The organism is Flavonifractor sp. AGMB03687 (genome assembly GCF_017811815.1).
Taxonomy (GTDB): Bacteria; Bacillota; Clostridia; order Oscillospirales; family Oscillospiraceae; genus Flavonifractor.
This window is the reverse complement of sequence record NZ_JADKZI010000003.1, coordinates 506149-529925: the sequence shown is the minus strand read 5'-3', so window position 1 is coordinate 529925 and position 23777 is coordinate 506149. Positions and strand designations below refer to the sequence as shown.

General features: G+C 64.1%; 21 protein-coding genes. 15 read left to right on the top strand and 6 right to left on the bottom strand.

All coding sequences use genetic code 11. From position 1 onward, the window contains the following. The first annotated feature begins 13 nt into the window (after positions 1 to 13). Genes J9789_RS09045 through J9789_RS09010 form a run of 8 tightly spaced genes read left to right on the top strand, consistent with a single transcriptional unit; the run spans position 14 to position 10137 of the window. On the top strand, positions 14 to 2098 hold the full coding sequence (locus J9789_RS09045; RefSeq protein WP_209344588.1) for a U32 family peptidase: 2085 nt from the start codon (positions 14 to 16) through the stop codon (positions 2096 to 2098). 6 nt (positions 2099 to 2104) lie between these two features. Further along, a complete protein-coding gene (gene dut / locus J9789_RS09040; RefSeq protein WP_209344587.1) occupies positions 2105 to 2554 on the top strand; it encodes a dUTP diphosphatase in 450 nt (149 codons plus the stop codon). A gap of 20 nt (positions 2555 to 2574) precedes the next feature. Then, on the top strand, positions 2575 to 3165 hold the full coding sequence (locus J9789_RS09035; protein WP_209344585.1) for a Maf family protein: 591 nt from the start codon (positions 2575 to 2577) through the stop codon (positions 3163 to 3165). 22 nt (positions 3166 to 3187) lie between these two features. Further along, complete coding sequence (gene mreC / locus J9789_RS09030) at positions 3188 to 4030, top strand: rod shape-determining protein MreC (protein ID WP_209344583.1); 843 nt, start codon at positions 3188 to 3190, stop codon at positions 4028 to 4030. Between the two features lie 46 nt (positions 4031 to 4076). Beyond that, positions 4077 to 4589 carry a rod shape-determining protein MreD gene (locus J9789_RS09025; RefSeq protein ID WP_209344581.1) on the top strand — a complete coding sequence of 171 codons (513 nt, stop codon included), beginning with the start codon at positions 4077 to 4079 and terminating at the stop codon, positions 4587 to 4589. A gap of 22 nt (positions 4590 to 4611) precedes the next feature. Beyond that, the gene (locus J9789_RS09020; protein ID WP_209344579.1) at positions 4612 to 6081 is read left to right on the top strand and encodes a DUF6056 family protein; all 1470 of its coding nucleotides are present in this window, start codon (positions 4612 to 4614) and stop codon (positions 6079 to 6081) included. 22 nt (positions 6082 to 6103) lie between these two features. After that, entirely contained in the window at positions 6104 to 8281 is a 2178-nt protein-coding gene (locus tag J9789_RS09015; RefSeq protein ID WP_209344577.1) for a penicillin-binding transpeptidase domain-containing protein, read from the top strand. A gap of 14 nt (positions 8282 to 8295) precedes the next feature. Further along, positions 8296 to 10137 (top strand): glycoside hydrolase family 13 protein, encoded by a 1842-nt coding sequence (locus J9789_RS09010; RefSeq protein WP_209344575.1) that lies wholly within the window; start codon positions 8296 to 8298, stop codon positions 10135 to 10137. A gap of 45 nt (positions 10138 to 10182) precedes the next feature. On the opposite strand, the gene J9789_RS09005 is transcribed toward J9789_RS09010, so the two are convergent. Then, positions 10183 to 11259 carry a hypothetical protein gene (locus tag J9789_RS09005; protein ID WP_209344573.1) on the bottom strand — a complete coding sequence of 359 codons (1077 nt, stop codon included), beginning with the start codon at positions 11257 to 11259 and terminating at the stop codon, positions 10183 to 10185. Beyond that, the gene (locus tag J9789_RS09000; protein WP_348633661.1) at positions 11256 to 11699 is read right to left on the bottom strand and encodes a sigma-70 family RNA polymerase sigma factor; all 444 of its coding nucleotides are present in this window, start codon (positions 11697 to 11699) and stop codon (positions 11256 to 11258) included. The genes J9789_RS09005 and J9789_RS09000 overlap by 4 nt, the downstream gene beginning before the upstream one ends. A gap of 176 nt (positions 11700 to 11875) precedes the next feature. On the opposite strand from J9789_RS09000, the gene J9789_RS08995 reads away from it, so the two are divergent. The 3 genes from J9789_RS08995 to tsaA all read left to right on the top strand — a co-directional run bounded on the left by J9789_RS08995 (position 11876) and on the right by tsaA (position 16087). Continuing rightward, positions 11876 to 12676: an SDR family NAD(P)-dependent oxidoreductase gene (locus J9789_RS08995; RefSeq protein ID WP_209344571.1), complete on the top strand. Its 801-nt coding sequence runs from the start codon at positions 11876 to 11878 to the stop codon at positions 12674 to 12676. A 97-nt stretch (positions 12677 to 12773) separates the two neighbouring features. Then, positions 12774 to 15398, top strand: coding sequence for a TetM/TetW/TetO/TetS family tetracycline resistance ribosomal protection protein (locus tag J9789_RS08990; protein ID WP_209344569.1), 2625 nt, complete (start codon positions 12774 to 12776; stop codon positions 15396 to 15398). After that, positions 15395 to 16087, top strand: a complete 693-nt coding sequence (gene tsaA, locus J9789_RS08985; protein WP_209344567.1) for a tRNA (N6-threonylcarbamoyladenosine(37)-N6)-methyltransferase TrmO — start codon at positions 15395 to 15397, stop codon at positions 16085 to 16087. Before J9789_RS08990 ends, tsaA begins: the two co-directional genes overlap by 4 nt. 26 nt (positions 16088 to 16113) lie before the next feature. Here the strand turns inward: tsaA and J9789_RS08980 are convergent, their stop codons facing one another. After that, on the bottom strand, positions 16114 to 16593 hold the full coding sequence (locus J9789_RS08980; protein WP_087336995.1) for a deaminase: 480 nt from the start codon (positions 16591 to 16593) through the stop codon (positions 16114 to 16116). 202 nt (positions 16594 to 16795) lie between these two features. On the opposite strand from J9789_RS08980, the gene J9789_RS08975 reads away from it, so the two are divergent. Both J9789_RS08975 and J9789_RS08970 read left to right on the top strand, forming a co-directional pair. Continuing rightward, entirely contained in the window at positions 16796 to 17191 is a 396-nt protein-coding gene (locus tag J9789_RS08975) for a hypothetical protein (protein ID WP_209344565.1), read from the top strand. 67 nt (positions 17192 to 17258) lie between these two features. Next, the gene (locus tag J9789_RS08970; RefSeq protein ID WP_209344563.1) at positions 17259 to 17534 is read left to right on the top strand and encodes a metal-sensing transcriptional repressor; all 276 of its coding nucleotides are present in this window, start codon (positions 17259 to 17261) and stop codon (positions 17532 to 17534) included. Between the two features lie 70 nt (positions 17535 to 17604). On the opposite strand, the gene J9789_RS08965 is transcribed toward J9789_RS08970, so the two are convergent. Continuing rightward, positions 17605 to 18333, bottom strand: coding sequence for a nitroreductase family protein (locus tag J9789_RS08965; RefSeq protein WP_209344560.1), 729 nt, complete (start codon positions 18331 to 18333; stop codon positions 17605 to 17607). 32 nt (positions 18334 to 18365) lie between these two features. On the opposite strand from J9789_RS08965, the gene J9789_RS08960 reads away from it, so the two are divergent. After that, positions 18366 to 19223 (top strand): RluA family pseudouridine synthase, encoded by an 858-nt coding sequence (locus tag J9789_RS08960; RefSeq protein ID WP_209344557.1) that lies wholly within the window; start codon positions 18366 to 18368, stop codon positions 19221 to 19223. A gap of 3 nt (positions 19224 to 19226) precedes the next feature. Here J9789_RS08960 and J9789_RS08955 read toward each other — a convergent pair whose 3' ends face one another. Next, the gene (locus J9789_RS08955) at positions 19227 to 20240 is read right to left on the bottom strand and encodes a hypothetical protein (RefSeq protein WP_209344555.1); all 1014 of its coding nucleotides are present in this window, start codon (positions 20238 to 20240) and stop codon (positions 19227 to 19229) included. Between the two features lie 198 nt (positions 20241 to 20438). Then, the gene (locus J9789_RS08950) at positions 20439 to 21503 is read right to left on the bottom strand and encodes a branched-chain amino acid aminotransferase (RefSeq protein ID WP_209344553.1); all 1065 of its coding nucleotides are present in this window, start codon (positions 21501 to 21503) and stop codon (positions 20439 to 20441) included. A gap of 233 nt (positions 21504 to 21736) precedes the next feature. Between J9789_RS08950 and J9789_RS08945 the strand changes: the two genes are divergently transcribed. Next, positions 21737 to 23731, top strand: coding sequence for a DHH family phosphoesterase (locus J9789_RS08945; RefSeq protein WP_209344551.1), 1995 nt, complete (start codon positions 21737 to 21739; stop codon positions 23729 to 23731). The last annotated feature ends 46 nt before the right edge of the window (positions 23732 to 23777 follow it).

Here is a 23777-nt window from a genome sequence, read left to right as displayed (position 1 = left end):
CGGGAGGGATCGTATGTTGGAACTGCTCGCCCCCGCCGGGTCCATGGAGGCCGTGGCGGCGGCTGTACAGAACGGCGCGGACGCCGTCTATTTGGGATACGGAGATTTTAATGCCCGCCGCAACGCGAAGAATTTCTCCCGGGAGGAATTTGCGGCGGCGGTTTCTTATTGCCATGTGCGGGGTGCCAAGGTGTATCTGACCTTAAATACCCTGCTCACCGACCGGGAGCTGCCCCAGGCGGCGGAGTTCGCCGCCGAGGCCAGCAGCCTGGGGGCCGACGCGGTGCTGGTGCAGGACATGGGCGTGCTGCGGATGGTGCGCCAGGTGGCCCCCGACCTGCCCGTCCACGCCTCCACCCAGATGACCGTCCACAACCTGGACGGCGTCAAGATGGTGGCCGACCTGGGCATGACCCGTGCGGTGCTCTCCCGGGAGCTGTCCCGGGACCAGATCGAATACATCTGCCAGAATTCCCCCATCGAGATCGAGGTATTCGCCCACGGAGCCCTGTGCATGTGCTACTCCGGCCAGTGCTTCCTGTCCTCCGTCATCGGAGGCCGCTCCGGTAACCGGGGCCTGTGCGCCCAGCCCTGCCGGCTGAAGTACGGCTGGGAGGGCAAGGCGGACTCCTACCCCCTGTCCCTGAAGGACCTGTCTCTGGCGGGCTACCTGCGGGATCTGCGGAAGATGGGGGTGAAGTGCGTCAAGCTGGAGGGCCGGATGAAGCGGCCCGAGTATGTGGCGGTGGTCACCGGCATCTTCTCCCGGGCCATCCATGAGGACCGGGAGCCCACTGCCGAGGAGGTCAACCAGCTCCAGGCCGCCTTCTCCCGCCAGGGCTTCACTCAGGGCTACTACCTGGACCAGCAGGGAAGCCATATGTTCGGCGTGCGGGAGGAGACCAAAGAGCCCAAGGAACTCTTTGCCATGGCCCGCAACACCTACCAGAGCGGGGAGGCCCAGCGGGTGCCTGTGACCTTCTATGCCATGCTGCGCCCCGGCGAGCCCGCCCATGTGGGCGTGCAGGATCCGGACGGCCGGGTGGCCACGGTGGAGGGACCGGTGCCTGAGGAGGCCCGTACCCGTCCTCTCACCACCGACGCGGTGGAGAAGCAGCTGGCCCGCACCGGCGGCACCCCCTACCGGGCGGACCGGATGCGGGTGCTGGTGGAGGACGGCCTGTCCCTGCCTCTGTCCACCCTTAACGCTCTGCGGCGGGATGCCCTGGACGAGCTGACCCGCCAGCGGGAGCAGCTGCCCCAGCGGCGCACCGGCGAGTACCACCCCGGCGCCCGGTATGAGAACCGGCGGGAGGCTCCTGCCCTCACCATCTCGGTGCGGACGGCGGAGCAGGTTACCAAGGAATTGCTGGACCTGGGTCCTGCCATGGTCTATATCCCCCTGGAGGAGCTGGCCGCCCACCCGGAGAAGGCCAACGCCCCGGCGGGCACCGCCATCGGCGTCATCCTGCCCCGCATCGCCTGGGACCGGGAGTTCCCCCAGATGGTGGAGAACCTGAAGAAGGTGAAGGCCCTGGGAGTCACCGACGCCCTGGTGGGCAACCTGGGTATGATCCAGGTGGTCAAAGATCTGGGCTTCACCCTGCGGGGCGATTTCGGAATGGAGGTCTATAATACCCAGGCCGTGAAAGAATATAAGCGGCTGGGCTTCTCCTCCCTCACCCTGTCCTTTGAGCTGAAGTTCCCCCAGATCCGGGATATCTCCAAGAGCCTGGACACCGAGCTCATCACCTACGGCCGTCTGCCCCTGATGATTATGGAGAACTGCATCATTCAAAACCGCACCGGCGGCTGCAAACAAGGCTGCCAGGGTACCAACATTCTGACTGACCGGAAGGGCGCCAAGTTCCCGGTGGTGAAGGCCCCCGGCTGCCGTAACGAGCTGCTCAATTCCCAAAAGCTCTTCCTGGCGGACAAGGCGGCCGACTACCGCCGCATCGGCCTGTGGGCCCAGCGGCTCATGTTCACCACCGAAACGCCCAAGGAGTGTGTCCAGGTGGCCCAGCGCTATCTGGAGCAGGGAAACTGGAGCCCCAACGAGTACACCCGGGGTCTTTACTATCGAGATGTGGAGTAACCATAGATGAAGCTGAAACTCAAAGCGGTATCCCCCAAGATCGGTCGGGAGCTGCCCTGGCCCCAGCGGGCCACCACCGGCTCCGCCGGTATGGATCTGTCCGCCTGCATCGAGGAGGATATTATCCTTTCTCCCCGGCAGCTGGTGCGCATCCCCACCGGCATCGCCATCGCCCTGCCGGGGCCGGAGTATGTGGCCCTGGTGTACGCCCGGTCGGGGCTGGGCATCAAGCACGGCATTGCCCTGTCCAACGGCGTGGGTGTCATTGACAGCGACTACCGAGGGGAGATCCAGGTGGGGCTCACCAATCTGTCCGACAAGCCCTACACCATCCACCCCGGCGACCGCATCGCCCAGCTGGTGGTGACCCCCGTGGTCCTGCCCCAGCTGGAGTGGGTGGAGGAGCTGGACGACACCGAGCGGGGGACCGGCGGATTCGGGTCCACCGGGCAATAATGGAAAGGAACGAAATTCACATGGATATCATTCTGGCCTCCAAAAGCCCCCGGAGACGGGAGCTGCTGGAGCAGATGGGGGTGCGGGATTTCCGCATCATCACCCCCGACATTGACGAGCATATGGACCGGGACCTGCCCCCGGCGGAGCTGGTGCGGCAGATCTCGGAGGAGAAGGCCCGGGCAGTAGCCGCCCAGGTGGGCCCCGACGCGGTAGTCATTGCCGCCGATACGGTGGTGGCCCTGGACGGGGCGGTGCTGGGCAAGCCCGCCGACAAAGAGGAGGCCTTCCGGATGCTCTCCATCCTGTCGGGCTGCCGCCACCAGGTGTACACCGGCCTCACCGTGCTCCACGGGGAGCAGTGCTACAGCGTGTGGGAGGAGACGGCGGTCACCTTCCGTACCCTGGCGGCCGAGGAGATCGAGCACTATATCGCCACCGGGGAGCCCATGGACAAGGCGGGCGCCTACGGCATTCAGGGCTACGGCGCCCTGTTCATCGAGGGCATTTCCGGAGACTACTATAATGTGATGGGTCTGCCGGTGTGCCGTCTGGGGCGGATCCTGAGTGAGCTGGGCATGGACTGCATGGCCCTGGCCGCCGAAGCGTAAGAAAGAGAGGCTGGACACAGGCGTGAAAGACTTTTTCCGGCACAATGGAATCCTGATCCTCATTGCCGCCATCCTGCTGGCTCTGGTGACGGCGGTGGTCTCCATGCTGCTGGGGGGCAAGGCCAACCCGCTGGCCAATCTGGTGGGCATCGTCACCACCCCCGTGCGCAACGGCATCAGTGCCGTCACCAACTGGGCGGAGGAGCGCTATTCCGACGCCTTTGAGCAGGAGCAGATGAAGGAAGAGCTGGAGGCCCTGAAGCAGGAGAACGCCGAGCTCAAGGCCAAGGAGCGGGAGTATGAGGCCGCCATTCAGGAGAACCAGCGGCTGTACAACCTGCTGGAGCTCACCCCCAAGGATAAGCAGTTTACCAAAGAGGCCGCCATGGTCACCGCCCGCTCCACCTCCAACTGGGAGTCCACCCTCACCCTCAGCAAGGGCACCAACCAGGGCATCGCGGTGGACAACTGCGTGGTGGACGAGTACTGGAACCTGGTGGGCGTGGTGGCCGAGGTAGGGGAGAACTGGTGTACCGTGCGTACTCTCATCGACGCCAACATGGAGCTGGGCGGCCAGCTGGTGCGCACCGGCGGCGCCGCCATTCTGGAGGGCGACCTGGCCCTGATGGAGGAGGGCAAGCTGAAGCTGACCTACCTGCCGGAAAACAGCCAGCTCATGTCCGGCGACCTGGTGACCACCTCGGGTCGGGGCGGCGTGTATCCCTCCGGTCTGGTGGCAGGCCACGTGGAGGAGGTCCGCACCGATGCCTCCGGTATGACCGACTACGCGGTCATCGTGCCGGAGACCGACCTGGACAACCTGCAGCAGGTCTTTGTCATCAAGGACTTCACCATAGTCGAGTAAGGGCCGGGCGCCTGCCGGCCTGTCTTCCGAAGGAGGAACCCATCCTGTGACGAGACGGGATTTTTTGATCAAGTGGGGCGTGTACGCCCTGGCGCTGCTGCCGGTGTGGTTCTGTGAGGTCTACCTGCTCAACCGCTACCCCCTGTTCGGCGTGACACCCATGCTGCTGCCCCTGGCCGCCGTGGCCGTGGCGGTGCTGGAGGGCACCGTGGCCGGGGCGGGCTTCGGCCTGGGTGTGGGCATTCTGTGCGACGCGGTGTACTTCAACCCCGACGGCGCCATGACGGTGGGCCTGTGCCTGCTGGGCGTGGGCGCCGGAGCCCTGGCCCAGTATGTGCTGCGGCAGAATCTGCTGGGCTGCCTGCTGTGCTCCCTGCTGGCCCTGCTCTTCATCGACGGGGCCCGGGTGCTGGTGTGGCTCATCGGCGGCAAGGCGGCCCTGCCCGCTTTGCTCAGCCTGGCCGGGCGGGAGATCGCCTGGTCCATGGTATTCGTCTTCCCGGTGTACGCCCTCTTCCTGTGGGTGTTCCGCCGGGTACCAAAAAAGACGGTTTTGTAGGAAAAGAGAGTAAGAGAGAGTAATGGAACAAAGTGTACGTGTGTGGAAAAAATACGGACCCTGGCTGCTGCTGGCCCTGCTGGCCGTCAGCCTGATCCCCTTTCTGATGCTGGCGCGGTACAACTGGCCCTCCGCCGACGACTACAGCTATGCGCTGCTTCCCCATGAGGCCATGCTGGACGGGGAGTGCCTGCTGAGCGGCACCTGGCACGCCGTGTGGAGCTACTACAAGGGCTGGCAGGGCACCTTCACCGCCATCGGCATGATGACCCTGACCCCCCTGACCTTTTCGGAGTACCTCTACTGGCTCACCCCGGTGGTGATGCTGATCTCCCTGTGCGGCGGCACCTTCAAGCTGGCGGATACCCTGGCCCGCCGGGCCCTGGGCGGGAGCTGGCGGCAGACCGTCTTTCTGGCGGTACCACTTCTGGTGCTGTCCATCCAGTTCGTGGCCTCCCCCAAGGACACCTTTTACTGGTGGAACGGGGCGGTCTACTATACCTTTACCTACGGCATCATGCTGCTGATGGTGGAGCGGCTGGTGGCCCTCAAGCTGGCCCAAAACCGGCGGCAGACCCTGTGGGCGGTGATACCGGGCACCCTGTGCGCCCTGCTGGTGGGAGGGAGCAACTACGTCTCCGCCCTGCTGGGGACCCTCCTGGCCGGGCTCTTCCTGCTGTGGTTCCTGTGGCAGGACCGGAAAAAGTTCCTGCCCGCCCTCATCCCCACGGCGGTGGTGGCCGCCGCCTTCCTGGTCAGCGTGGCTGCCCCCGGCAACCAGGTGCGGCAGGGCCTGGCCACGCCCCCCATCGGTGCGGTGGATGCGGTGCTCCGCTCCATTGAGCAGGCCTGGGCCGACCTGCTGGAGTGGTTCAGCTGGCCCGTGCTGCTGGGCTTTTTGCTGATGATCCCCCTGCTGTGGGGTCTCACCGGGAAGACCGCCTTTCGCTTCCGCCTGCCCCCGCTGTTCACGGTGTTCAGCTTCCTGCTCTTTGCCGCCCAGAACGCCCCCCATTTTTACGCTTTGGGGGTGGCCGGACCGGAGCGGCTGCGGAGCATCGTGTTCTATTCCTTCTTCTGGCTGGTGACCGCCAACTTGTGGTACTGGCTGGGCTGGCTGCGGCGGGCGGTGCTGCCCCGGCTGTCCGGGACGGGGGAGGTGCCCCGCCTGCTGTGGGCGGCGGTGCCGGTGCTGCTGGTCCTGTTGGTGTTCACCACCGTACATTACCGCTACTATGACGAGAGCACTGCCGGACGGGCGATGGACGTGCTGGCCGACGGCTCAGCACAGCACTACTGGCAGCAGCAGGCCGCCCGGCTGGAGCAGTACTGGGACCCCGACGTCACCGACGTGCGGGTGGAGCCCCTGGACGTGTCCTGGAAGCTCCATGACCTGATCTACAACGGCGACATCCATGAGGACCCGGAGGTCTGGCTCAACCAGGCCCTGGCCAATTTCTATCACAAACATTCCGTAGCACTCACCCCCTGACCCTGGAAGGAGACCTGAACCTGTGGAAGGCAAGCAATTTCACATCCGAACCATTGTTGTAGGGCTGCTGCTCTTCGCCCTGCTGGCGGCCTTTATCGGCAACCTCTACCACCTGCAGGTGGTCAAGGGGGACGAATACCGGGCTGCCTCCACGGTGAAGATCTCCAACACGGTGACGGTGGAGGCCGCCCGAGGCGAGATCGTGGACCGGTATGGCCGCTCCATGGTGAGCAACCGGGCCACCTATGAGATCACCCTCAACTCCTCTGTCATGGGAGCGGAGGCCGAGCGCAACGCCAATCTGCTGGAGCTCATCCACATCTGTCAGGCCAATGGCCTGGAGTGGGAGGATACCCTGCCCATCTCCAAGGAGGCCCCCTTTACCTATACCAGCGAGACCCCCCTGGTCTACACCAACAGTAAGGGAAAGGTGACCTTCACCTATCTGGGTGCCCTGCTGGACGCCCTGCCCCTGGGCGCCAGTATTCTGCCCGACCGCTGGCGCACCGAGGATCTGGAGAAGGCCACCAGCCTAGAGGCCCTGGGGGAGGGGCTGACCGCCCAGGAGGTCATTGACGGCCTGCGGCAGTACTTCCTCATTGACGAGTCGGTGTCCGACGCCGACGCCCGGGCCCTCATCGGGGTGCTCTATGAGCTCAACCTCCGCAGCCGGAGTGTGAAGCAGACCGAGTATATTTTCGCCCAGGATGTGGATATCGACGTGATCTCCGCCATCAAAGAGCACAGCCTCACCGGCGTCAACATCTCGGCCACCACTGTCCGGCAGTACAACACCACCAGCGCCGCCCATCTGTTGGGCCGGGTGGGCTCTATTCAGAGCGCAAACTGGGAGACTTATAAGGCCAAAGGCTATAATATGAATGACAAGGTAGGCATCGACGGCATGGAGGCCGCCTTTGAGGACTATCTGCGGGGCAAGTCGGGTACCCTGATCCAGGAGATGTCCACCAGCGGCAAGGTGGTCAGCGAGAGCTGGAAGCTGGACAGCGAGACCGGCGAACCCCTGGAGCCCGAGCCGGGTTACAACGTCATGAGCACCATTGATCTGCGCCTCCAGGAGAAGGTGGAGCAGGTGCTGGCCGACACCATCGAGAATCTGGCCAACACCAAGGAGAAGGGTGCCGTGATCGTGCAGAGCGTCAACGACGGCGGCATCCTGGCCATGGCCTCCTATCCCACCTACAACCTGTCCGAGGTATACAGCAGCAATGAGGCCTACCAGGCGGTGGTCAACGATACCCGCAATCCCTTTACCAACCGGGCTACCAGCGAGATCTACTACCCCGGTTCCACCTTCAAGCCCCTGGTGGCCATTGCCGCCCTCCAGGAGGGTCTGGTGACCCCCACCGAGGAGATCGAGGACACCGGCTCCCTGCAGCTGCCTGAGGAGGAGCACTATCCCTACGGCGACTACCATCCCCAGTGCTGGATCTACCGTCAGTACCGGGGTACCCATGGCTGGGAAAACATGGCCGACGCCCTGCGGGACTCCTGTAACATTTACTTCTACACTCTGGGCCACCGGCTGGGCATCGACAAGATCGACGAGTACGCCGCCATGTTCGGCCTGGGCCAGAAGACCGGCCTGGAGCTGTCCGAGGCGGAGGGCTACGTGGCCGGACCTGAGACCAGCGCCATGCTGGGGCAGGAGTGGTACGGCGGCAACCTGCTGTCCGCTGCCATCGGTCAGGACAACACCAAGATCACCATGCTCCAGCTGTCCAACTACATCGCCACACTCATCAACGGGGGCAACCGGTATGAGACCCACCTGCTCAAGACGGTGAAGTCCAGCGACTACTCCGAAACGGTGTACGAGTATGAGGCTGAGCCGGTGGAACAGCTGGACCTGAACCCCGCCTGGGTGGAAGCGGTGAAGGAGGGCATGTGGAAGGTAGCCAACGACGAGGAGAGCACCGTGGACCAGTACCTGAGCAATCTGGCGGTGGAGGTGGGCGCCAAGACCGGTTCCGCCCAGGTGTCCGCCGATGAAAACGCCAACGCCGTGTTCGTCCTCTTCGCCCCCTACGACGATCCTGAGATCGTCATCTCCATGGTGGTGGAGGGCGGTGCCTCGGGCGCCAACCTGGCCAGCGCCGCCGGAGAGATCGTGAACTACTACTTCGGCAGTGAGCATACCATGGAGTCCGTGGGGACGGAAAATACCTTGATCCGCTGAAGGGAGTCTTTTCTTTGCTGGATGCAATGACCTTTGACAGCCGGGACAGCCGGTATAAACAGCCCTATGGCGCGGTGCCCTCGGGTACCCAGGTGTCCCTCACCCTGCGCCCCCTCCGGACGGAGGGCTTTTCCCAGGCGGTGCTGATTGCCTACTTTGAGTCCTCCCAGGAGCGGCGGCTGGAGCTGCCCATGGTGTGGGACGGTATCGACGGGGACCGGGACGTGCTTCGGGTCACCCTGGACACCAGGGACCATGTGGGCCTGGTGTGGTACTCCTTCCGCCTGTCCGGCCTGGACGGCCGCCAGGAGGAGCTGGGCCCCTACCAGCTGACGGTGTACGATGGCACCGACCAGGTGCCCGGCTGGTTCGGGGAGGGGGTCACCTACCAGATCTTCCCCGACCGCTTCCGCCGCACCCGGGTGCCCGACCCCACCGGCATGCCGGGGGGACGCACCGTCCACACCAGTTGGCGGGAGGAGCCGGAGTACCGGCCGGACGCCAACGGCGAGGTGCGCAATCGTGACTTCTTCGGCGGCGACCTCAAGGGCGTCATGGAGAAGCTGCCCTACCTCCACGACCTGGGGGTGGAGACCATCTACTTCTGCCCCGTCTTTGAGGCCCCGGAAAACCACCGCTACGGCACCGGCGACTATGAGAAGATTGACCCCATGCTGGGCACCGAGGAAGATTTCCGGGCCCTGTGCGACGCCGCCCATGTGCTGGGCATGAAGATCATGCTGGACGGCGTGTTCAACCACCAGGGCTATGTGAGCCGCTACTTCAACGGGGACGGCTCCTACCCGGAGAACGGCGCCTGCCAGTCCCAGGACAGCCCCTACTACAAGTGGTACAACTTCTCCCACTGGCCGGACCGGTACGACTCCTGGTGGGGGATCTACTCCCTGCCCGCCGTCAACGAGGGGGAGCCCTCCTACCGGGACTATATTTTTGGGGATGAAAACAGCATCGTCCGCCGCTGGCTGCGGGCGGGGGCGGACGCCTGGCGGCTGGATGTGGCCGACGAGCTGCCCGACGACTTCGTCCACGGTATCCACCAGGCGGTGCGGGAGACCGACCCCAATGCGGTGGTCATCGGTGAAGTGTGGGAGGACGGCTCCACCAAGGTGGCCTACGGCGTCCGCCGCAAGCACATCCTGGGTGGCCACTGCGACGGCCTGATGAACTACCCCTTCCGCAACAGCCTGCTGGGCTATCTCATGGGCGGGGACGCCGCCGGATTCAAAGACACCATGGAGACCATCCGGGAGAACTATCCTCCCTTTGCCTTCCATTCCGCCATGAACTTCCTGGGCACCCACGATACCCCCCGCATCCTCACCCTGCTGGGCTACGGCGGGGACGGTCAGGACCACGACAAGGACTGGCGGGCCTCCTACTTCCTTACCCCGGAGCAGTACCTGCTGGGCCGCACCAAGCTGATGCTGGGCGCCCTGGTGCTCTTCGCTTTCCCCGGCTCCCCCATGATCTACTACGGGGACGAGGCGGGTATCGAGGGCTTTGAGGACCCCTTTAACCGGCGGACCTACCGCTGGGAGATGGCGGACGACGTGCTCCGCCGCTGGTATGCCGACCTGGGCCGGGCCCGGAAGGAGCTGCCTGCCCTGCGGCGGGGAAGCCTCCGCTGGTGGAAGGCCGAGGGCAAGCTGCTCTCCTTCCTGCGGGAAGGGGAGGGGGAGCCGGTGCTGGCCGCCGTCAACGTGAACAAGGACTCCGAGCGCATCGACCTGCCCTGGCCAGCGGTGGACTGGATGACCGGACGGGAGCTGCCCGCCGGACCGGTGTCCCTGCCCCCCATGACGGGCTGGCTGCTTACCCCCTGTCAGCCGGAATAAGCAAGAAAAAACGGAGGACCGCTTTTGCGGTCCTCCGTTTTTTGGTTACTCCAGGGAGATGACCCAGTCCAGGTCACCGTAGGTCACGTTGTCCTGGCCCCGGACCATGCCTCCGCCTGGGCCGTCCCACAGGTATTCATGCTCGTAGACCAGCTGAACAGCGCCGATCTCCACCGCCACGATAGGCTCCTCCACCCAGCTTGGCGCGGCGGCCAGCTGGACGTTCACATGGCCGGAGGTGAAGCTGCGGAAGCCCTCCCCGGCGTCGGGGTAGCGCGCCCCGGAGGCTCCGATGAAGGTGACCTGATGGTGGAAGAGGGAGGCCCCTGTCAGCAGCTGGCCCTGGTCGTTCTCCTCCCGGTGGGCGTACACCGACAGCTGCCGCCCGTCCTCGCTGACCAGAGCGGTGACGGTGCCCTCAGCGAAGGTCCGGCTATCCGAATAGGAAGTCTGGGTTTCCGCCGGGGTGAGAGTCAGGGTTCCGGTGTGGGAGCCGCCTCCCTCCAGGTCCAGCAGCTTATAGGTCAGCTGGGTGGGCCGATCCTCCGGCAGGCGGTAGGTAAAGGGCATGTGGACCCGGGCGCGGTAGCCTTCCTCCCGCCAGGCCACCTCCGGCCCGCAGTCCAGACCTACCAGAGGCACCCAAATCTGGCCCTGAGGCGCAAAGCCGTTGTAGGGCAGCCACTGGGAGTAGACCTGGTCGCCCTGCTCCAGAGGGACGCCGTCGGCGTAGACCTGCAGCTCCCGGGTGGCCAGCTCATGCTCCTCCAGCTCCGGGCTCACCAGGTAGAGCTCCAGCAGCAGGTACTCCCCCTGGCTCACCCCGTCCAGCTGGCACAGCCAGTCCCCCTCGGTCCACCGGTCAGCCTCCTCCACCACCATCACCGGGGCGTCGGCGGCGCCGGTACCGGCGAAGAACCGGATCAGTTTCTGCAATCCCGCTGCCAGGGCCTGATAGTTGCTCACTCCCAGCACCAGGGCCAGACACACCAGGGCGGCCGCCAGCCGCCGGGCGGGAATGCCTTTCCGCCGGGGACGCTCCGCCGCTGCCAGGGTGTCCTCCACCAGCTCCCGGCTGGGGGAAACCCGGTCAAACAGGGCGCGATAGTTCTCTTCCGTCATAGCTCTTCCGCTCCTTTCCATGCGTCGTGCAGCAGGGCCCGCCCCCGGGCCAGCTGGCTGCGCACCGTGTTGGGGCTGCGGCCCAGGATGTCCGCGATCTCCCCGGTGGCGTAGCCCTCGTAGTAGTAGAGATGGAGCACCGCCCGGTACTTTTCCGGCAATCCCTCCAGCAGGTCCAGCAGCTCCCCCTCCTCCTGGCTGAGGGCGGGAATGGACTCCGACAGGGCCACCGTATTCCGCCGCCAGAAGGAGCGGTGGAGCTTCTTGCAGCAGTTCACCGTCACCCGCAGCAGCCAGGCCTTCCGGTGCTCCTCCTCCTGGAAGGCGGGGGCGGAGCGGAGGTAGCGGAGGAAGACCTCCTGAAACACGTCTTCGGCGTCGTGGCCGCTGTGGGTTTGGGCCAGAGCCAGGCGGTACACCATGGTGCCGTAGGCCTCCACCGCCTGCCTCAGACCGGTTTGATCTTCCGTTGCTCTCCCTCCTTTCTGCCCCTAACATCCCTGAGGGGGCGGTTTTGTTGCGTCCCCGGCAAAAAATAATGCTTGTAAATCGGATGCGACAGTGCTATTATCATAGTATCGTAATCATACCGAATGGTTTAAAAAGTAGAATTATCATGAAAGAACTGGAACAGAAGGTCGCATTGGTTTCCTCCTCCACCCGGGGTATCGGCCTGGCCTGCGCCAAGGCGCTGGCCGCTCAGGGTGCCACCGTCTACCTGGGTATGCGCCGCCTGGACGCCGGTCAGCAGATCGCCGACGAGATCATTGCCGCCGGCGGACGAGCCGGCGTGGTCTACTTTGACGCCGCCAACGAGGAGAGCTTCTCCGGCATGGTGGACGAGGTGGCCAAGAAGGAGGGCCGGCTGGATATCCTGGTCAACAACTTCGGCGCTACCGACGTCAAGACCGACCTGGATGTGGTGAACGGCGCCACCGAAGACTTCTTCCGCATTGTCAACACCAACCTGAAGAACGTGTATCTGCCCAGCAAGGCGGCGGTGCCCGTCATGGCCAAGAACGGCGGCGGCTCCATCATCAACATCGGCTCGGTGGGTGGCATCTATCCCGACCTGAGCCGCACCGCCTACGGCGTCAGCAAGGCCGCCATCCACTTCCTCACCAAGGACATCGCCGTGCAGTACGCCCGGCAGGGAGTGCGGTGCAACGCGGTGCTTCCCGGCTTCACCGCCACCGACGCCGCTCTGAACAACATGTCCCAGGCTTTCCTGGACCTATTCCTGAAGAACGTCCCCCTCAACCGCCCCGGCCGTCCGGAGGACATCGCCGATGCCGTTGCCTTCCTGGCCAGCGACCGGGCCGCCTTCATCACCGGCGAGATCCTGCCCGTGGCCGGCGGTTTCGGCCTGCCCACCCCGCTGTACGGCTCCTACATGAGCGACGGCGCCAAGGGCTGATCCTCATCCCCTCTAAGGGCCCTTCGGGGCCCTTTTTATTTGCCCCGTCCCGGGGGACATGCTATACTATAGTATCATACCGTAAAGGACGGCAGCTATGGAAAAACTGGTCGTGGGCATTCTGGCCCATGTGGACGCGGGCAAGACCACCCTCAGCGAGGGACTGCTCTACACCTGCGGAAAATTGAAGAAGCTGGGCCGGGTGGACCACGGGGACGCCTTTCTGGACACCGACCCCATGGAGAAGGAGCGGGGCATCACCATCTTCTCCAAGCAGGCGGTGCTCCCTCTGGAGGACCTGGAGATCACCCTGCTGGATACCCCGGGCCACGTGGACTTCTCCGCCGAGATGGAGCGCACCCTGTCGGTGCTGGACTGCGCCATCCTGGTGGTGAGCGGGGCCGACGGGGTTCAGGGCCATACCCATACCCTGTGGAAGCTGCTGGAGCGCTATCAGGTGCCCACCTTCCTCTTTGTCAACAAAATGGATCTGGCGGGGGCGGACAAGGCCGCCCTGCTGGGGGAGCTGAAAGGCAAGCTGGACGAGGGCTGCGTGGATATGGGGGACCAAGAGGCCCTCTGTGAGCAGGCCGCCCTGTGCGACGAGTCCCTGCTGGAGGACTACCTGGAGACGGGGACCATTGCCGACGCCGCCCTCACCGCCCTCATTGCTCAGCGGAAGCTGTTCCCATGTTGGTTCGGTTCTGCTTTGAAGCTGGAGGGGGTGGAGGACTTTCTCCGGGGCCTGGAGCAGTATGCCCCCCAGCCGGTATACGGGGAGGAGTTCGGCGCCCGCATCTTCAAGATCTCCCGGGACAATCAGAACAACCGGCTGGCCTGGATGAAGATCACCGGCGGCAGCCTGAAGGTCAAGACGGTGCTGGAGGGCCCCGGCTGGACCGACAAGGCCGACCAGCTGCGGGTGTACTCCGGTATAAAATTCCAGCCGGTAGACGTGGCCCCGGCGGGGTCTGTAGTGGCGGTCACCGGCCTGAGCTCCGCCGCCGCCGGGCAGGGCCTGGGCTTTGAGGCGGAGGGCGCGCCCCCCGCTCTGGAGCCGGTGCTCACCTATCAGGTGATTTTGCCCGAGGGACAGGACCCGGTCACCGCGCTGCAGAAGCTGCGCCAACTGGAGGAGGAGGACCCCCAACTCCATCTGGTGTGGAGCGAGCGGTTGAAGGAGATCCACATCCAGCTCATGGGCCAGGTCCAGCTGGAGATCTTGCAGAGGCTCATTGCCGAGCGATTCAACATGGATGTAAGTTTTGGCCGGGGGGGCATCGTGTATCGGGAGACCATCGCTGCCCCCGTCACCGGCGTGGGCCACTACGAGCCTCTCCGTCACTACGCCGAGGTCCACCTGCTGCTGGAGCCGGGAGAGCGGGGAAGCGGCATCACCCTGGCCACCGCCTGCCCGGAGGATGTGCTGGACGGCAACTGGCAGCGGCTGATTTTGACCCATCTGGCCGAGCGGGCCCACCCCGGCGTGCTCACCGGGTCCCCCCTCACCGACGTGAAAATCACCCTGCTGGCGGGCCGGGCCCATCTCAAGCACACCGAGGGAGGCGACTTCCGGCAGGCCACCTACCGGGCGGTGCGCCAGGGCCTGATGCAGGCGGAGAGTATTCTGCTGGAGCCCTGGTATTCCTTCCGGATGGAGGTGCCTGCCGCCCAGGTGGGGCGGGCCATGAGCGACCTCCAGCGGATGGGTGGCGACTGCGATCCCCCGGAGACGGCGGGGGAGCTCACCGTCCTCACCGGCTCCGCCCCGGTGGCGGGGCTGCGGGACTACGGCAGCGAGGTGGCCGCCTACACCAGAGGCATGGGGCGGCTGAGCTGCACCTTGAAAGGCTACTATCCCTGCCACGACCAGCAAAATGTGGTGGAGGCTTTGGGCTACGACCCGGAGCGGGACGTGGACAACCCCACCGGCTCGGTGTTCTGCGCCCACGGGGCGGGGTACAACGTGAAGTGGGACCAGGTGAAGGAGATGGCCCATGTGGACAGCGGCCTGTCCCTGAACAAGCCCCCGGAGCCGGAGGCTCCCGCCGCCCCCGCCCGGCGGACCAGTTCCAACCCCGGCCTGTCCCTGGAGCAGGACAAGGAGTTATTGGCCATCTATGAGCGCACCTACGGCAAGGTGGAGCGCAACTCCTTCCGGCCCCAGCCCAAGCCCGCCCGCACCAGCCTGGACGATCGGAAGTACAATGTCCAGACCCAGAACCGAGGACCGGAGTATCTGCTGGTGGACGGCTACAACATCATCTTCGCCTGGGAGGAGCTGAAGGCGGTGGCCCAGACCAATCTGGACGCCGCCCGGCAGCTGCTGATGGACCTGCTGAGCAACTACCAGGGCTTCAAAAAATGCGTGGTCATCCTGGTGTTTGACGCCTACAAGGTGCCTCGCAATGTACAGGATGTATTCAAATACCACAATATTTACGTTGTGTATACCAAAGAGGCGGAAACGGCGGATACCTACATTGAGCGGGCCACCTACGAGATCGGGCGGCACCACCAGGTGCGGGTGGCCACCTCCGATGGGGCGGAGCAGCTTATCATCCTGGGCCACGGGGCCCTGCGCCTGTCCGCCACCACCTTCAAGGCGGAGGTGGAGCAGGTAGGCGGGCAGATCGCCGCCATCCTGGCCCGCAACAACCGCTCCACCCCGTCCCGGCCGGTGGCCGCCGCCATGAAGAAGGCACAGGAGGGAAGCAAATGATCCCCATGCACATCATCGCCCGCATCCGCAGCGACTTTCCCACCAAGTTCGGCATCCCCCGGCAGAGCGGGCTGGTGGAGGAGTTAAAGGCCACCATCGTCTTTGAGCCCGAGTACCGCAATCCCGATGCCCTGCGGGGGCTGGAGGAGTTCTCCCACATCTGGCTCATCTGGCAGTTTTCCGAGGCGGTGCGGGACAAATGGTCCCCCACGGTGCGCCCTCCCCGGCTGGGGGGCAACACCCGCATGGGGGTGTTTGCCACCCGCTCCCCCTTCCGGCCCAACGCCATTGGCCTGTCCTGCGTACGCCTGGAGGCCATTGAGAAGGACCCCAAGCTGGGTACTGTGCTGGTGGTGTCGGGGGCCGACCTGATGGACGGTACCCCCATCCTGGACATCAAGCCCTACCTGCCCTACGCTGATGCCCACCCGGAGGCTTTAGGGGGCTTTACCGGCAACGTGGGGGGCAAGGCGCTGGAGGTGGAATTCCCACCGGAGCTGCTGGCCCAGGTGCCCGAGGACAAGCGGGAGGCCCTGATCGGGGTGCTCTCCCGGGACCCCCGGCCCTCCTACCAGCATGATCCGGAGCGGGTGTACGGCATGGCCTTCGGCGGCTGCGAGGTGGGCTTCTCGGTGGACGGGGAGACGCTGTATGTGAGGTCTGTGGAACCGAAAAAGGGACAGCCCTAAAGGCTGTCCCTTTTTGATGAAAAAATTCAAGTCTGGGGAAGGGAGTCATCCTCCCGGATCCAGTCCTCCACGTGGACCACGGAGTAGTCGGTCTTGGTGTTGCGGATGACCACCCGCTGGATACCGGCGTTGATGATAAGCCGCCGGCACATGGAGCAGGAGGTGGAGCCGGCGATGAGTTCCCCGGTGGCGGGGTCCACGCAGGCCATGTACAGGGTAGCGCCGATGGTCTCGCTGCGGGCGGCGGAGATGATGGCGTTGGCCTCGGCGTGGACCGAGCGGCACAGCTCATACCGCTGACCGGAGGGGATGTTGAGGGCCTCCCGGGTGCAGTAGTTCAGATCCACGCAGTTTCTGCGGCCCCGGGGGGCGCCGTTGTAGCCGGTGGCGATGATCTCGTCGCTTTTGACCAGAATGGCGCCGTAGCAGCGGCGCAGGCAGGTGGCCCGCTCGGCCACCGTCTGGGCGATATCCAGATAGTAATTTTCCTTGTCGATGCGGCCCATGGGCACGCCTCCTCTCACCTGGGTGAAAATTCATACCGCCAGTATACCGTTTTTCGGCCGGAACCGCAAGGGGGACAATGGCTGCCATTCCATCGTTCATGAAATGTTTACGGTTGCGTTCTTGACGAAAAAAGCCGCAAGCGCTATCATAGATACATCAAAAGTGTATCCTATTTTACCTTGAAGGAGACGACCGTATTTCATGCTCATGAATTTCTTCAGAAAACTGATGTATGGACGGTATGGCAGCGATCATCTCTCCTTTTTCCTGCTTTTCCTGTATGTGGTGCTGATTCTGGTGTCGGGGCTGCCCCATATGGCGTGGATCACCTGGGTTGCCCTGGTGGTTCTGGTCTGGGACCTGTTCCGCATCTTCTCCCGCCGCATCGACCGCCGCCGGGCGGAAAACGCCCGCTTCCTGGCCCTGGTGGGGCCGGTGATCCGGTGGGTCAAGATGCGGCGCGCCGTTCTCCGGGACAAGGAGCACCGCTATTTCAAGTGCCCCAACTGCGGACAATACCTGCGGGTGCCCCGGGGCAAGGGAAAGATTACCGTCAACTGCCGCAACTGCGGCGCCAGTTTTGAGGAGCGCAGCTGAACGCTGGGCAAAAAAGGGCTGCTGCCTGAGACAGCAGCCCTTTTTGTGATAGAAAGGGGGAGCGCCCATGAGACAGTGTATGGACGCCGACAATCTGCACCGCAGACTGAAAAAGATCATTGGCCAGCTCAACGCCATCGACCGGATGGTGGACGAGGACATTCCCTGCGAGGAGATGCTGATGCAGATCAACGCCGCCAAGAGCGCCCTGCACAAGGTGGGGCAGGTGGTGCTGGAGGGGCACCTCAACCACTGCGTCCGGGACGGCATCGAGCACGGAGACGCCGACCGCACCATCGCCGAGTTTGCCAAGGCCATTGAACATTTTTCCCGTATGAGCTAAAACAAGCTGTGCCGCAAAAGCGGCACAGCTTGTTTTTTGTATGGGATAACGGTATACTCCTATCAACAGCTCAGTCCTGAAACGCCTTCAGATACTCCGCCGCCGACCGGCTCATCTCCCGGGAGAAGTCGGAGTTGTACTTCCGGTCGCAGAAGGCCTGCAGCCAGTCGGCGTAGGGCCGCTGTCCCGCGTTGTCGGAGAGCATCAGCTCCAGCTCCCGGGCGTCCATCCGGCGGTAGCCGTTCTGGTGGACGATGTGGGGCAGGGCACGGCGGCGGGGCTTTTCCCGGGCCTGCTGCTGGGCGGTGGGGTAGCCGAACACCACCATGGCGGCAGGCACCACATATTCCGGCAGGCCCAGCAGCTTCCGGTGGGTCTCGCACTGCTCCAGGATGTCCCCGATGTAGCAGGAGCCGATGCCCAGACTCCAGGCGGCGGTCACCGCATTCTGGGCGGCGATGTTGGCGTCGGAGCAGGCCAGCAGCAGGTCGCCCACCCCTGGCTTCCGGGGATTGCAGCCCCCGGCGGCAAAGGCGTCGTACCACTTCTGGCAGTCGGCGCAGAAGATGAGCACCAGGGGGGCCTGGGCGATGAAGGGCTGATGGTCGCAGGTGTCGGCCAGCGTGTTTTTCAGCTGCTGGTCGGTGATATCCAGAATGGTATAGAGCTGCTGATTGCCCGCCGTGGGAGCAGCGCAGGCCGCCTCCAGAATGGCCCGCTTGTCCTCCTGGGCAATGGGCTTCTCCAGATAGGCACGCACCGATTTGCGGTCGTGGAGCTGGTGGAGCACGTCGTTCATAACCAAAAAACCTCCTGACAGGATGTGAAACTATGCAAGAAAAGCGCTATTTGATCGAGGAGCAGGACACTCTGCTGCCCTTCCTTCTGGCCCATGTGGCGGGTAAGAGCCGCAACCAGGTGAAATCCCTGCTTACCCGGGGACAGGTCCAGGTGGACGGCAAGACCATCACCCGCCATGACCATCCCCTGACGCCGGGGCAGACCGTCACCGTCCTCCCCCAGGGAGCGGGGGACCGGAAGGCCCCCTTCCGTATCCTCTATGAGGACGGGCGGATCCTGGTCATCGAAAAGCCCGCCGGGCTGCTGAGCATGGCCAGCGACAAGGAGAAGCACCGCACCGCCTACCGCCTGGCCACCGACTATGTCCGCCGGGCCGATCCCCGCCGCCGGGTGTTCATCGTCCACCGGCTGGACCGGGACACCTCCGGCGTGCTCCTCTTCGCCAAGGACGAGGAGACCAAGCGGGCCTTCCAGGACAACTGGGACCAGCTGGTGGGCCGCCGGGGTTATCTGGCAGTGGTGGAGGGAGCGCCCCCCAAGGATTCCGACACCATCCGCACCCTACTGCGGGAGAACGCCGCCCACAAGGTGTACTCGGTGCGCTCCGGCGGCAAGGAAGCGGTGACTCATTATACCACCCTGAGCCGCGGAAAGAAATATGCACTTTTGGAGGTCGATTTGGATACCGGCCGCAAAAATCAGATCCGCGCCCACCTCAGCGAGCTGGGCTGTCCCGTGGCCGGAGACCGGGACTATGGCGCGGTCACCGACCCCCTGGGCCGGCTGTGTCTCCACGCACATGAGCTGGTGCTCACCGATCCCTTCAGCGGGGAGGAGCGCATCTTCCGGGCGGAGGCCCCCGAAGGCTTCCGGCGGCTCACCCGGTAAGGCTCACAGCCCCAGTCTGGCTCGGGCCTGATCCCGGAAGGCTACCAGCTCGGGGTAGTCGTAGAAGAAGCTTTGCTTCTGCTCCCACACTGCCGTGCCCGCGGGCTTGTCGTAGAGCACGAAGTAGGAAAAGCTCTCGGCGATGTCCTCGGCGGGGCTGGTGGCGGCGTAGCCGGTGATGAAGTCCTGCTCATGCCGCAGGTAGAAGTTATCGCTCTCCGGGTCGGCCAGCCGGTCGTCCAGGTAGTCCTTCCAGAAGCGCTGATAGAAGGCATTGAGGTAGGAGTCCGGGTTGCTGGTCATATCGTTCTCCCCATAGCAGTCGTAGCGCTTGGGACCCCCGTAGGTGGCCTGGTGGTCGTTGAGGGTGAGGTAGTGGGCGTACTCGTGGTATACCGTCTCGGTGAATTCCACCGGGTCGCCGGCGTCCTCCGGGTCCACCGCCAGTTCCCACTGGGTGCCGTTGTCGTCCACCGGTACCACGTAGGCCAGGATGTTGGCTTCCCCGTCGGTGAAGATGGTGAAGCGGGTGAAGGGCTTCAGGCTCCCCTCAGGCAGCAGGGCGTTGACCTTGTCCCACAGGTCCCGGTACTCCGCCTTGTCCGACTTGTCGGGGATAAGGGTGCCGTCCGCCCCGATCTCATACTGAGCCAGCGGGGGTGCTTCCTCTTCCTCCACCGGTTCCAGGGGCTCCTCCAGGTAGCGCTGAGTTAGGTCCTGATAGAGCTGGTTGAGCTGGGCCACCAGGTCCTCCTCCTGGGGAGACAGCTCCCAGCGGTTTGCCTGCTCCCGGGCCTGCCGCAGGGGGACCAGCTGCTCCAGCAGGAACAGGACCCGGCCCCGCTCCTCCGTGGTGAGCCGGTCTGCCAGCTGGCCCAGCTGGGCGTTGGCCAGACGGGCGGCTTCGGCCTGGACGTCCACCCCTCCGGTCAGGAAGGAGGCTGTGGGGCGGCCGCAGGCCGACAGGGTCAGCAGAAGCGCCAGAAACAGCAGGGGCGCGGTTTTGCGTCGATGCATGACAAAACACCTCGTTTCAAAAAATGGGCCAGCCCCTTTGGGGCTGGAGCCGTGGAGGTGATTGTAGCATGGCGGCGGTTTTGGGGGAAGAAAGCTAAATAAATCTACAGGGAAACGTCACAATATCCCAAGAAAACGACGAAGGGCGGGGCCAGATGGCCCCGCCTTTCGTCTGGGAAGGTATAGGAAATGGGAAGGTTACAGTTTGACGACCCAGCCGTGGGGATCGGGTTTGGTGCCCCACTGGATGCCGGTGAGAGTATCGTACAGCTTCTGGGCCAGAGGGCCGATCTTGCCCCCGTTGACCACCACGTGCTTGTCCTCCCAGCCCATCTCACCGATGGGGGAGACCACAGCGGCGGTGCCGGTGCCCCAGGCTTCCTTCAGGGTGCCGTTGGCGCCGGCCTCGAAGAGCTCCTCGGCGGTGATGAGACGCTCCTCCACCTTCAGGCCCCAGTCCTTCATCAGTTCGATGCAGGACTTGCGGGTGATGCCGGGGAGGACGGAACCGGTGAGCTTGGGGGTGACCACCGTGTCGCCGATCTGGAACATGACGTTCATGGAGCCCACTTCTTCGATGTACTTGCGGTGGACGCCGTCCAGCCACAGCACCTGGGCGTAGCCGTTCTGCTCGGCCCGCTCACCGGCCCGGATGGAGGCGGCGTAGTTGCCGCCGCACTTGGTGTAGCCGGTGCCGCCCTTGACGGCGCGGACGTCCTCGCTCTCCACGTAGATCTTCACGGGGTTGATGCCCTCGGCGTAGTAGGCGCCCACGGGGCAGGTGATGATGCAGAAGATATAGTTGTGGGCGGCATGGACGCCCAGAGTGGGGGTGGTGGCGATGATAAAGGGACGGATATACAGAGAGGTGCCCGGCTGATCGGGGACCCAGTCGGCCTCCAGGCGCACCAGCTGCTCAATGGCGGCCAGGGCGTCCTCCTCGTCCAGGGGCGGGATGCACATACGCTCACAGGAGGAGTTGATGCGCTTGATGTTCTCGGTGGGACGGAAGAGCTGGACGGAGCCGTCGGGGGAGCGGTAGGCCTTCAGGCCTTCAAAGACCTCCTGGGCGTAGTGGAATACCATGGCGGAGGGGTCCAGAGCGATGGGGCCGTAGGGAACGATGCGCCCGTCGTGCCAGCCCTGGCCGTGGGTGTAGTCCATCAAAAACATGTGGTCGGTAAAGGTTCTGCCGAACACCAGCGTGGAGGGGTCGGGCTTGGGCTTGAGGACCGATGCACGCTGAACGGGATATTCCTTCATCAGGATGGCCTCCTTGCAGTTTCATTGCTTGCTTTCAGTATGGCAGGGTGAAGGGCAAAAGAATGTAAACCGTGATACAATGCCGGAAAAAGATACCGACCGGTATAGCGGCCTGTCCCCGCCGTTCTTATTGTATCACAGGGGAAGAAGAGGGACAAGCGTACTTGTTTTTAGCGATTTCCTTTGATATAATAACATGTCATCTTGTAATTGATCGCGTTTGGGAGGTCCCTATGCGGAAGAACAAATTATCCCACCTGGTGGAACCCAGTCTGCGGCTGTACTTTCTGTGCCTGATCGTATTTGCCGCGGTGACCGCCCTTTTCTCCGTGCCCGCGGCGGCGGCGGAGCTGGCGGTGGTGGTGATCCTGTATCTTTACTTCCGCCGCAGCAACGCCCTGCGGCAGAAGGAGATCCTCAAGTACATTGAGAATGTGACCTGCAACATGGACTCGGCCACCAAGGACACCATGGTGAACGCCCCGCTGCCCATGGTCATCTTCCGGCCGGAAAATGACGAGGTCATTTGGTCCAACGACCGCTTCCTCCAGATCACCGGGGAGCGGGAGCACCTCTTCGACACCAAAATCACCGCGGCGGTGCCCGACTTCTCCTCCCGCTGGCTCATGGAGGGTAAGACCGAGTGCCACACCGAGGTGCGCATCGGGGAGCGGCGCTTCCTGGTGTACGGCCACCTGGTCCGCACCGAGGAGCAGGGCGCTCGCGGCTACCTGGCCACCACCTACTGGGTGGACGTCACCGACTTTGCCCAGGTGCGGGATGAGTTTTACGCCACCCGCCCCGTGGTGGCTATCCTGACGGTGGACAACTACGAGGAGCTGATGAAGGGCGCTACCGACAATGCCAAGTCGGCCATGCGCAGCGAGATCGATGACCGGCTTGCTCAGTGGGTGGCCCCCGCTCAGGGCGTGTTCTGCCGGTACGAGCGGGACCGCTACCTGTTCCTCTTTGAGGAGCGCTATCTGGCCCAGTTCCAGGAGGGCAAGTTCTCCATCCTGGACACCGTCCGGCAGGTGACCAGCCCCTCGGGCATCCAGGCCACCCTGTCCATCGGCATCGGCAAGGACGGGGACACCTTCGGCGACCTGTTCCAGTACGCCGCCCTGTCGGTGGAGATGGCCCTGAGCCGGGGCGGCGACCAGGTGGTGGTGAAGAACAAGTTCAACTTCGAGTTCTTCGGCGGCCGCACCAAGGAGCTGGAGAAGCGCACCAAGGTGAAGAGCCGGGTCATGGCCAACGCCCTGGGCGAGCTGATGGCCGACGCCTCCACCGTGTTCGTCATGGGCCACAAGTACCCCGACCTGGACTGCATCGGCGCTGCCGCCGGCGTGTGCGCCATGGCCCGGAAGAAGGGCACCCCTGTCCACATCGTGCGGGAGCCGGGTGTCAACCCGGCCAGCGAGATGAGCGACCGGCTGTCCGCCCTGCCCGAGTACAAGGACGTGTTCCTCTCTCCTCAGGACGCCATTCTGCTGGCTGACTCCAACTGCCTGCTGGTGGTGGTGGACACCAACCGCCCGGAGCAGGTGGTGAGCCAGGATCTGCTGGAGGCCGTCCACAAGGTGGCGGTCATTGACCACCACCGCCGGGCCTCCTCCTATATTGCCGACGCGGCCCTCAATTTCCACGAGCCCTACGCTTCCTCCGCCAGTGAGCTGGTCACCGAGTTGTCCCAGTATCTGCTGGAGCCCGCCGACCTGCTGAAGATCGAGGCGGAGGCCCTGCTGGCGGGCATCACCCTGGACACCAAGCAGTTTACCATGCGCACCGGCAGCCGCACCTTTGAGGCGGCCGCCTTCCTGCGCCGCTCCGGCGCCGACACCGGCGACGTGAAGAAGCTGTTCCAGAACGACCTGGAGGGCACCATCGCCCGGTACGATATCATCCAGACCGCACGGATGTACAAGGATGGCATCGCCGTGGCCCGGGTGGACCACACCGTGGGCCGTATCACCGCCGCCCAGGCCGCCGATGAGCTGCTGAACATCTCGGGCATCGACACCTCCTTCGTGCTCTTCCCCGACCAGGAGGGACGGGTCATCCTGTCCGCCCGCAGCATGGGAGACGTGAACGTGCAGGTGGTGCTGGAGAAGCTGGGCGGCGGCGGCAACGCCGCCACAGCCGGCGCTCAGGTGCCCGGCAAGACCGTGGATGAGGTCACCAAGATGCTCCTCCAGGCTATTGACCAATACCTTGAAGACGAATAACCCTCTGGGCGGGTCTTGTATCCGCCCGAAGCGCTAAGAAAGGACG

Bases quoted from the DNA above. Each gene is read 5' to 3' on its own strand.
- J9789_RS09045 (WP_209344588.1), top strand. From the start codon at position 14: ATGTTGGAACTGCTCGCCCCCGCCGGGTCCATGGAGGCCGTGGCGGCG.
- dut (WP_209344587.1), top strand. From the start codon at position 2,105: ATGAAGCTGAAACTCAAAGCGGTATCCCCCAAGATCGGTCGGGAGCTG.
- J9789_RS09035 (WP_209344585.1), top strand. From the start codon at position 2,575: ATGGATATCATTCTGGCCTCCAAAAGCCCCCGGAGACGGGAGCTGCTG.
- J9789_RS09020 (WP_209344579.1), top strand. From the start codon at position 4,612: ATGGAACAAAGTGTACGTGTGTGGAAAAAATACGGACCCTGGCTGCTG.
- J9789_RS09005 (WP_209344573.1), bottom strand. From the start codon at position 11,259: ATGACGGAAGAGAACTATCGCGCCCTGTTTGACCGGGTTTCCCCCAGC.
- J9789_RS08995 (WP_209344571.1), top strand. From the start codon at position 11,876: ATGAAAGAACTGGAACAGAAGGTCGCATTGGTTTCCTCCTCCACCCGG.
- J9789_RS08990 (WP_209344569.1), top strand. From the start codon at position 12,774: ATGGAAAAACTGGTCGTGGGCATTCTGGCCCATGTGGACGCGGGCAAG.
- tsaA (WP_209344567.1), top strand. From the start codon at position 15,395: ATGATCCCCATGCACATCATCGCCCGCATCCGCAGCGACTTTCCCACC.
- J9789_RS08980 (WP_087336995.1), bottom strand. From the start codon at position 16,593: ATGGGCCGCATCGACAAGGAAAATTACTATCTGGATATCGCCCAGACG.
- J9789_RS08975 (WP_209344565.1), top strand. From the start codon at position 16,796: ATGCTCATGAATTTCTTCAGAAAACTGATGTATGGACGGTATGGCAGC.
- J9789_RS08970 (WP_209344563.1), top strand. From the start codon at position 17,259: ATGAGACAGTGTATGGACGCCGACAATCTGCACCGCAGACTGAAAAAG.
- J9789_RS08965 (WP_209344560.1), bottom strand. From the start codon at position 18,333: ATGAACGACGTGCTCCACCAGCTCCACGACCGCAAATCGGTGCGTGCC.
- J9789_RS08960 (WP_209344557.1), top strand. From the start codon at position 18,366: ATGCAAGAAAAGCGCTATTTGATCGAGGAGCAGGACACTCTGCTGCCC.
- J9789_RS08955 (WP_209344555.1), bottom strand. From the start codon at position 20,240: ATGCATCGACGCAAAACCGCGCCCCTGCTGTTTCTGGCGCTTCTGCTG.
- J9789_RS08950 (WP_209344553.1), bottom strand. From the start codon at position 21,503: ATGAAGGAATATCCCGTTCAGCGTGCATCGGTCCTCAAGCCCAAGCCC.
- J9789_RS08945 (WP_209344551.1), top strand. From the start codon at position 21,737: ATGCGGAAGAACAAATTATCCCACCTGGTGGAACCCAGTCTGCGGCTG.